The sequence below is a fragment of the Mesorhizobium sp. M00.F.Ca.ET.216.01.1.1 genome (assembly GCF_004010325.2).
Classification (GTDB): Bacteria; Pseudomonadota; Alphaproteobacteria; order Rhizobiales; family Rhizobiaceae; genus Mesorhizobium.
Genome location: NZ_SADR02000135.1, coordinates 1 through 438 on the forward strand (window position 1 = coordinate 1; position 438 = coordinate 438).

The 438-nt window shown below is 65.8% G+C and carries 1 protein-coding gene; it reads left to right on the plus strand.

Going from position 1 to position 438, the window contains the following annotated elements; genetic code table 11:
- On the plus strand, positions 1 to 438 hold a 438-nt coding region (locus tag EN859_RS35400), incomplete at both ends, for a substrate-binding domain-containing protein (RefSeq protein WP_189502481.1).

Consider the following 438-nt stretch of genomic DNA (forward strand, 5'->3'; position numbering starts at 1 on the left):
TCCGAGGACGGATCGGTCGCCGCGATCGGTGTCGACAACATCGCCGGTGTCGGGATGGCGGCGCGCCACCTCACCGATCTTGGACATCGCCGCTTCGCCGTCCTCGCGCTGCCTTTCGCCGACGACAGGACTGGCATTGTTTCAGCCGACCAGGTCCGGGCCGCTACCTATGCAGGGACGCGCAATCGCCTCACGGGCTATCTCCGGGAGCTTTCGCGTGTTGGCGTCGACATATCCAAAGTGCCCGTCTACGAAACCGCCAACGACGTGGCGAGCACGAAGGCGGGGCTCGAAACCATCTTCGCCTCCGAGGCGCCGCCCACCGCCATCCTTGCCATGTCGGACAGAACGGCCCTGGTGGCGCTCGAATGGCTGAGCGCACGCGGGCTCAGCGTGCCCGACGATGTTTCCGTCGTCGGGTTCGACGATGTTCCGGAA